Origin of the sequence: Longimicrobium sp. (assembly GCF_036280135.1) — a bacterium.
Lineage (GTDB): Bacteria > Gemmatimonadota > Gemmatimonadetes > Longimicrobiales > Longimicrobiaceae > Longimicrobium.
Genome location: NZ_DASURI010000521.1, coordinates 1 through 8,027, shown reverse-complemented (window position 1 = coordinate 8,027; position 8,027 = coordinate 1). Strand labels below are relative to the sequence as shown.

General features: G+C 74.7%; 6 protein-coding genes. All 6 read left to right on the top strand.

Annotation, left to right across the window (positions count from 1 at the left end):
- Positions 1-338 precede the first annotated feature (338 nt).
- Positions 339-1,655, top strand: a complete 1,317-nt coding sequence (locus tag VFZ20_RS16850; RefSeq protein ID WP_329685079.1) for an AMP-binding protein — start codon at positions 339-341, stop codon at positions 1,653-1,655.
- Positions 1,652-2,851 carry a glycosyltransferase gene (locus VFZ20_RS16845; protein WP_329685078.1) on the top strand — a complete coding sequence of 400 codons (1,200 nt, stop codon included), beginning with the start codon at positions 1,652-1,654 and terminating at the stop codon, positions 2,849-2,851. Before VFZ20_RS16850 ends, VFZ20_RS16845 begins: the two co-directional genes overlap by 4 nt.
- Complete coding sequence (locus VFZ20_RS16840; protein ID WP_329685077.1) at positions 2,848-4,146, top strand: hypothetical protein; 1,299 nt, start codon at positions 2,848-2,850, stop codon at positions 4,144-4,146. Before VFZ20_RS16845 ends, VFZ20_RS16840 begins: the two co-directional genes overlap by 4 nt.
- 11 nt (positions 4,147-4,157) lie before the next feature.
- Positions 4,158-5,021 (top strand): class I SAM-dependent methyltransferase, encoded by an 864-nt coding sequence (locus tag VFZ20_RS16835; RefSeq protein ID WP_329685076.1) that lies wholly within the window; start codon positions 4,158-4,160, stop codon positions 5,019-5,021.
- Between the two features lie 30 nt (positions 5,022-5,051).
- Positions 5,052-7,040, top strand: coding sequence for an asparagine synthase (glutamine-hydrolyzing) (asnB, locus tag VFZ20_RS16830; protein WP_329685075.1), 1,989 nt, complete (start codon positions 5,052-5,054; stop codon positions 7,038-7,040).
- On the top strand, positions 7,037-8,027 hold a 991-nt coding region (locus tag VFZ20_RS16825), incomplete at its 3' end, for a glycosyltransferase (protein ID WP_329685074.1). The genes asnB and VFZ20_RS16825, both read left to right, overlap by 4 nt.

The following is an 8,027-nucleotide window of genomic DNA, read 5'->3' as shown; positions in this document are numbered from 1 at the left end:
ACGTGCCCGTGCAGGTGCGCTGGGTGGACCGCATTCCCCCCACGGCGCAGGGCAAGCACGTGCAGGTGGTGCGCGAGTGACGGCATGGGACTCGCAGTGACTACATTTGGCGGCCCCGCCGCTCTGCCGCACTCCCACCCGCCGCACTCCTCGCCGCAGGAGCCCACGGATCCCCGCACGCATCCCGGCGCCGGCTGGCGGGGGGCGCGGGTTTCCGGCGTGTACGGGCCGGTTGAATCGCTGGCATTTGATGGATTGCCCCGTGACCGGCGCGCCCTCCCGGGCCCCGGCCTCGACGCGGGCCAGACTTGAAGCCCTTTCGTTCGCGAGCGTGACCCATGCTGCGGGACGTGTACTGGAACGTGGGACTGCGGTACGGGGAGGTTCCGGCACGGTGGAGGGAGATCGAGGCGTTCCGGCGGCTGGAGGCCGGGGCGGCGCGGCGGGCGCTGGGGGAGCGTCTGCTGGCGCAGGTGCGGCACTTCGGGGCGCGGGCGGACGCGCTTCCGGAGTGGCGCGAGGCGGCGCGGCTGCCGGACGCGGAGGCGCTGTGGGCGGCGTGGCCGTCGCTGCCGGTGGTGACCAAGGAAGACCTGCGGACGCGGTTTCACCCGGAGCGCCTGCGGGCGTCGGGGGTGCGGGGGCGGGTGTCGTCGACGGGGGGGTCCACGGGCGAGCCCACGCCGTTCCTTCACGACGCGGCGCAGCAGGCGTACGGGACGGCGGCGGGGCTGTACTGCTGGCACCGCTTCGGCTGGAGGCCGGGGATGCCCGTGGTGTGCGTGTGGGGCGCTGAGCGCGACATCGGCCGGCAGCGCAGCCTCGCGGGGCGCGCCCAGGCCTGGCTGCGCAACTACTGGCTCGTGGACGGCTATGCCCTGAACCCGCGGACCGTGGACCAGGTGCTGGCGCTGCTGGACCGCTTCGAGGAGGTGGTGCTGTACGGGTTCACGAGCATGCTGGAGTTCGTCGCGCGCGAGGTGCTGCGCCGGGGCGCGCGGGTGCCGCCGGGTCGCATCCGCGCCGCGTGGAACGGGGGCGAGATGCTGCACGAGCACCAGGCGGCGCTCTTTCGCGAGGCGTTCGGCACGCCCCTGCTGAACCTGTACGGGGGGCGCGAGCTGGGGGCCATGGCCTTTCAGCCGGGGGCGGGCCAGGCGCTGGAGGTGCTGCGTCCGTGGGTGTACGTGGAGGTGGTGGACGAGGCGGGGCGGCCGTCGCGCCCGGGCGAGGTGGGGCGGCTGGTGTGGACGCACACGGCGGGGCGGGGCACGCCGTTCCTGCGCTACGACGTGGGCGACCTGGGGGTGGCGGGCGAGGACGGGACGGACGCCTCGGGGATCCACCACCTGTCGGAGCTGCACGGGCGCAGCGCGGGGCTCCTGCACCTGCCCAACGGCACGGTGGTCAACGGGCTGTACTGGAACCATCTGTTCAAGGAGTACGCGGAGGTGGAGCAGTTCCAGGTGGCGTGGATCGGGGGGCAGCGGCTGGAGGTGCGGCTGCGGGGCGCCGGGCTGCCGGCCGTGCGCGAGGCGGAGATCCGCCGGGTGATCGGCACGGTGGTGGGCGGCGACGTGCCCGTGCAGGTGCGCTGGGTGGACCGCATTCCCCCCACGGCGCAGGGCAAGCTCATGCAGCTGGTGCGCGAGTGACCGGTCCCGCCGCGCGGCCGCTCACGGTCGTCCACCTCATCACGGGGCTCAACCGGGGCGGGGCCGAGATGTTCCTGGCCCGCCTGGTGGGGGGGCTGGACCGCGGCCGCTTCCGGAACGTCGTGGTCTCCCTCACGGACGAGGGCGACGTGGCGCCGTTCATCCGCGCCGCGGGGGTCCCCGTGCACGCCCTGGGGATGCGCCGCGGGGTGCCCGGCCCGGGCGCCCTCGTGCGCCTGGTGGCCCTGCTGCGCCGCGAGCGGCCCGACGTGCTGCAGACCTGGCTGTACCACGCCGACCTGGCGGGCCTGCTGGCCGGGCGGGTGGCGGGCGTGCCCGCCGTCGCGTGGAACCTGCGCTGCTCCGACACGGCCGGCGCCGGGGGACCTTCGCTGCTGCTCCGGGCCCTGCGCGCGCTCTCGTCGCGCCCCGACGTGGTGGTGGTGAATTCGCGCACGGGGTGGCACCACCACGCGCGGCTGGGGTACCGGCCCCGCGGCTGGGCGCTCATCGGAAACGGGGTGGACGTGGACGCGTTCCGCCCCTCGCCCGCGGCGCGGACGCGCCTGCGCGCGGAGCTGGGGATCGGCTCCGGCGCGCCCGTGGTGGGGATGGTGGCCCGCTGGGACCCCCTCAAGGACCACGGGACCTTCGTCCGCGCCGCGGGGCGGCTGCATGCGGCCCGTCCCGACGCCGTCTTCGTCCTGGCGGGCCGGGGGGTGAACGGCGGCAACGAGGCCCTGCGCGCGCAGCTGGAGGGAGCCGGGCTGGACGGGAGCGTCCGGCTGCTGGGGCCCCGCGACGACCTTTCCGACCTGTACCCCGTGTTCGACGTGGCCGCGCTCACCTCCACCTCCGAGGGCTTTCCCAACGTCGTGGTCGAGGCCATGGCGTGCGGGGTGCCGTGCGTGGTGACGGACGCGGGCGACGCGGCCGCCATCGTGGACGGCACGGGAGCCGTGGTGCCCCCCGGCGACGACGGGGCCGTGGCGGCCGCCTGGGCGCGGCTGCTGGACCTGCCGGCGGACGAGCGCGCCGCCCTGGGCCGGGCCGCCCGCGCGCGGGTGGTGGAGGCGTTCAGCCTGGAGGCGGCCCTGCGCAGCTACGAGGCGCTGTACGCCCGGCTGGGCCGGCGCCCCGCGGCCCCCGCGCTCGTCCGGGCGGGGCGCCTTCCCGAGCCGGAGACCACGCCATGATGTCGGCGCTGGGGACCACGGCCACGGTGGTGGGGCTGGCGTGGCTCATCGTCCTCGTGATGGTGAGCGGGCTGCGCTCGCCCGACAAGCAGCTGTTTACGCTGGGGCTGGCCATGCGGCTCGTGGGGGTGATGGCCATGTACGCCATCATCTACGGCTTCTACGACGGCGTGGCCGACGCGGCCCGGTACCACCGGGTGGGCAACGAGTACGCCCTGCGCATGCTGGGCGGCGACTTCTCCATGTTCACGAACCCGCGCCAGTGGCAGGGGGGCGACTGGTGGGGCACCCAGTTCCTGTTCTTTGCCCACGGGGTGGTGGCCCTGTTCATCGGCCCCACGCGCATCGGCGGGTTCCTGGTGTTCTCGCTGCTGGCCTTCGGGGGGCTGCTGGGGTTCCTGGTGGCGTTCCGGCGGATGAACCCGGGCGCCCGCTCGGACCGCTACATGGCGTGGCTGTTCCTCTTCCCCTCGCTGTGGCTGTGGCCGTCCGTGATCGGCAAGGACGCCCTGGCCCTGCTGGCGTTCGGCCTGGTGGTGGCCGGCTTTTGCCGGCCCGGGCGCGTGGCCCTGCTCCCCCTGGGCACGGGGTTCCTGCTGCTGTTCTCCATCCGCCCGCAGGTGGCGGCCGTGGCGGCGGGGGCCGTGATGTTTGCCCAGTGGAGCGCCCGGGGGCAGCGGTGGACGTTCCTGCGGGTGGCGCAGACGCTGGTGCTCATCGGCGTGTGCGCGGCCCTCATCCAGGTGGGGTTCAGCTCCGTGGGCATCTCCGAGGTGGGGATGGAGGGGGTGGGCGACTACCTGGAGGAGCGCAACCGCCGCGCAGACCTGGGCAACAGCTCCGTGGAAGGCGGCGTGGGCGTCGCCTTCATCCCCGTGGCCATCGTGAATACGCTGTTCCGCCCGTTCCCCTGGGAGGCCTCCAACCCCATGGTGCTGGGCTCCAGCATCGAGATCTGGGGGATGTGGATCCTGCTGCTGTACCGGTGGCGCGACCTGTGGGCGGGGTTGCGCGGGTGGCGCAGCAACCGCCTGGTGGGGATGGCCCTGCCGTTCGTGCTGGTGTACTCGGCGGCGTTCGGCATGGCCGTGCTCAACCTGGGCATCATCGCCCGGCAGCGCATCTTCCTGTTCCCGTTCCTGTTCGCCATCGTGGAGACGGGCGCGGCCATCAACGCCGCGCGGCGCGCGGCCCGGCCCGCCCGCCCCGCCGCCGCGCGGGTGCGCCGCGCGCCCTGGCCGGCCCCCGCGGACCGGTTGCCCGCGCCCGCCACGCCCCCCGGGCTGACCCGCTGACACACGATCCCATGGACACCATCCCGGCCGGGCCCGCGCCCGTGCTCGCCGCCAACGCCGACCCCGAGACCGTCGCCGGGTTCGGCGAGGAGTGGGCGGAATACGACCAGAGCGGCGCCCCGCCCGCGGAGCTCCAGGCCATCTGGGAAGGCTACTTCCGCGTCTTTCCCTGGGACCGGCTGCCGGCCGGCGCGCAGGGCTTCGACCTGGGGTGCGGCAGCGGGCGCTGGGCCCGGCTGGTGGCGCCCCGCGTGGGGCGGCTGCACTGCATCGACGCCAGCCCGCAGGCCCTGGGCGTGGCCCGGCGCAACCTGGCCGGGCAGCCCAACTGCGCGTTTCACCACGCGTCCGTGGACGACATCCCCCTCGCGGACGGGTCCATGGACTTTGGCTACTCGCTGGGCGTGCTGCACCATGTGCCCGACACGCTGGCGGGCATTCGCTCGTGCGTGGCCAAGCTCAAGCCCGGCGCGCCGTTCCTGCTGTACCTGTACTACGCTTTCGACAACCGGCCGGGGTGGTTCCGCGCCGTGTGGCGGGCCAGCGAGGCCGTCCGCGGGCGGGTGTCGCGCATGCCCCACCGCCGCAAGGTGCGCGTGACGCGGGCCCTGGCGGCCGGCGTGTACTGGCCCCTGGCGCGCACGGCCGCGCTGCTGGAGCGCGCGGGGATGAACGTGGAGGCGTTTCCCCTGTCCGCCTACCGCGGCCGCACCCTGTACAGCATGCAGACGGACGCCCTGGACCGCTTCGGCACGCGGCTGGAGCAGCGCTTTACCCGCGCGCAGATGGAGGAGATGATGCGCGCGGCGGGGCTGCGCGACATCCGCTTCAACACCGGCGAGGCGTTCTGGACGGCCGTGGGGTACCGGGCGTGACGGGGACGCAGACGGGAGGGCGGTAACGCCATGTGCGGATTCACGGGCTTCGTGGCCCTGTCGCGCGACCGCTCCGAGGAGTGGCTGGCGTCCACCGTGCGCGCCATGGCCGGGTCGCTGCGCCACCGCGGCCCCGACGACGCGGGCGAGTGGGTGGACGCCCCGGCCGGCGTGGCCCTGGGCTTTCGCCGCCTGTCCATCATCGACCTGTCGCCGGCGGGGCACCAGCCCATGGTCTCGGCGTCGGGGCGCTACGTCATCACCTTCAACGGCGAGGCGTACAACTTCGAGGCCGTGCGCCGCGAGCTGGCCGGGGCCGGCCTGGCGCCCGCCTTTCGCGGCCACAGCGACACGGAGGTGGTGCTGGCCGCCGTGGAGGCGTGGGGGCTGGAGGCCGCCGTCCGGCGCTTCGTGGGGATGTTCGCCTTTGCCCTGTGGGACCGGCGCGAGCGCCGGCTGCACCTGGTCCGCGACCGGCTGGGGGTAAAGCCCCTGTACTACGGGCGGATGGGGAGCGCCTTCCTGTGGGGCTCGGAGCTCAAGTCGCTGCGCCGGCACCCCGCCTTCGACGCCGAGGTGGACCGCTCGTCCATCGCCGACCTGCTGCGCGTGGCGTACGTCCCCGCGCCGCACACCATCTACGCGGGCGTCCACAAGCTGCTCCCCGGCACCATCCTGACCCTGGACGCGGAGACGGGGCGCACGGAGACGCGGGCGTACTGGACGGCCCGTGGCGCGGCCGAGGCCGGGCTGGCAGACCCGTTCCGGGGGACGGAGGCCGAGGCGGTGGACGCGCTGGATGCCCTGCTGCGCGACGCGGTGGGGCTGCGCATGGTGGCCGACGTGCCCCTGGGCGTGTTCCTGTCCGGCGGCATCGACTCGTCCGTCGTGGTCGCGCAGATGCAGGCGCAGAGCACGCGCCCCGTGAAGACCTTCTCCATCGGCTTTCGCGAGGAAGCGTACGACGAGGCGGCGCACGCCCGCGAGGTGGCCCGCCACCTGGGGACGGACCACACGGAGCTGTACGCCACCCCGGAAGAGGCGCAGGCCGTCATCCCCCTGCTGCCGTCGCTGTACGACGAGCCGTTCGCCGACTCGTCGCAGATCCCCACCTACCTCGTCTGCTCGCTGGCCCGGCAGCACGTGACGGTGGCGCTTTCGGGCGACGGCGGCGACGAGCTGTTCGCGGGGTACAACCGCTACTTCTGGGGCCGCGGCGTGTGGGACCGGGTGGGCGGCGTGCCCCGTCCCCTGCGCCGCGCCGCGGCCGCGGGAATGCGCGCGCTGTCGCCCGGCGCCTGGGACCGCGTCTTTGGCGCGCTGGGCCCCGTGCTGCCCGGGGCCATGCGGCAGCGCATGCCCGGCGACCGGCTGCACAAGCTGGCGGGGGTGCTGGGCGTGGGCGGGCCGGACGAGATGTACCGCCGCCTCGTGGCCGTGTGGAACGAGTCCGGCGGCGTGGTGCGGGGCGCGGACGTGCATTCCCCCGCGTACGAGGAGGACGGCCGCGCGGCGCCCCTGGACGACTTTACCCTGCGGATGATGCAGCGGGACCTGGTTTCCTACCTTCCCGACGACATCCTCGTCAAGGTGGACCGGGCCAGCATGGGCGTGAGCCTGGAGGCCCGCGAGCCCCTGCTGGACCACCGGCTGGTGGAGTTCGCCTGGCGGCTGCCCCTGTCCATGAAGATGGAGGGGGTCAGGGGCAAGAAGGTCCTGCGCGAGGTGCTGTACCGCTACGTCCCCCGGGAGATGGTGGAGCGGCCCAAGATGGGCTTCGGCATCCCCATCCACGCGTGGCTGCGGGGGCCCCTGCGCCCCTGGGCCGAGGAGCTGCTGGACGAGGGGCGGCTGCGGAACGAGGGGTTCTTCGACGCGGCCCGGGTGCGCGCCGTGTGGCGCGACCACCTGTCGGGCCGTCGCAACCGGCAGTACCAGCTGTGGGGCGTGCTGATGTTCCAGGCGTGGCACCAGGCGCAGCGGGCGCCCGCGGCCGCGCCGGCCCGGGAGGCGGCGTGAGCCCCATCCGGCTGGTGCACCTCACCACCATCCCCATGTCCCTCACCTTCCTCCGCGGCCAGCCGGGGTACCTGGCGGGGCGCGGCGTGGAGGTGACGGCCGTCTCGTCGCCGGACCCGGAGCTGGCGGAGTTCGGCGCGCGGGAGGGGGTGCCCGTGCACGGCGTGCGCATGCTGCGCAGGATCAGCCCCCTGCACGACCTGGCGGCCCTGTCGCGCATTGTCCGCGTGCTGCGCCGGGTGCGCCCCCACATCGTCCACGCGCACACGCCCAAGGGCGGGCTGCTGGGGATGATCGGCGCGTGGGCGGCCCGCGTCCCCGTCCGCGTCTACCACATGCGCGGCCTGCCCCTGACGACGGCCACGGGGGGCAAGCGCAGGCTCCTCCGCGCCACGGAGCGGGTCTCCTGCCGGCTGGCCCACCGCGTCCTCTGCGTGAGCCCTTCCCTGCGCGACGTCGCCCTGGCGGAGGGGCTGTGCCCGCCGGAGAAGATCACGGTCCCCGCCGGCGGCAGCGGGCAGGGGGTGGACGCGGCGGGCCGCTTTGACCCCGCGCGGCTCCCGGCGGGGACGCGGGCGTCCGTCCGTGCGGACTTCGGCATTCCCGCGGACGCCACGGTCGTCGGCTTCGTGGGGCGCGTCGTCCGTGACAAGGGCGTGGCGGAGCTGGCGGAGGCGTGGGCGGCCCTGCGGGCGGAGTTTCCCGGCGCGCGCCTGCTCCTCGTAGGCCCGTTCGAGCCGCAGGACCCCCTGCCGGCGGAGACGGAGGGGGCCCTGCGCGGCGACCCGTCCGTGGTCCTGGCGGGGGAGGACTGGGACACGCCGCGCCTGTACGCGGCCATGGACGTCGTCGTCCTCCCCTCGTACCGGGAAGGCTTTCCCAACGTCCCGCTGGAGGCGGCGGCCATGGAGCTGCCCGTCGTCTCCACCCGGGTCCCCGGCTGCGTGGACGCCGTGGCGGACGGCGAGACGGGCACGCTCGTCCCCC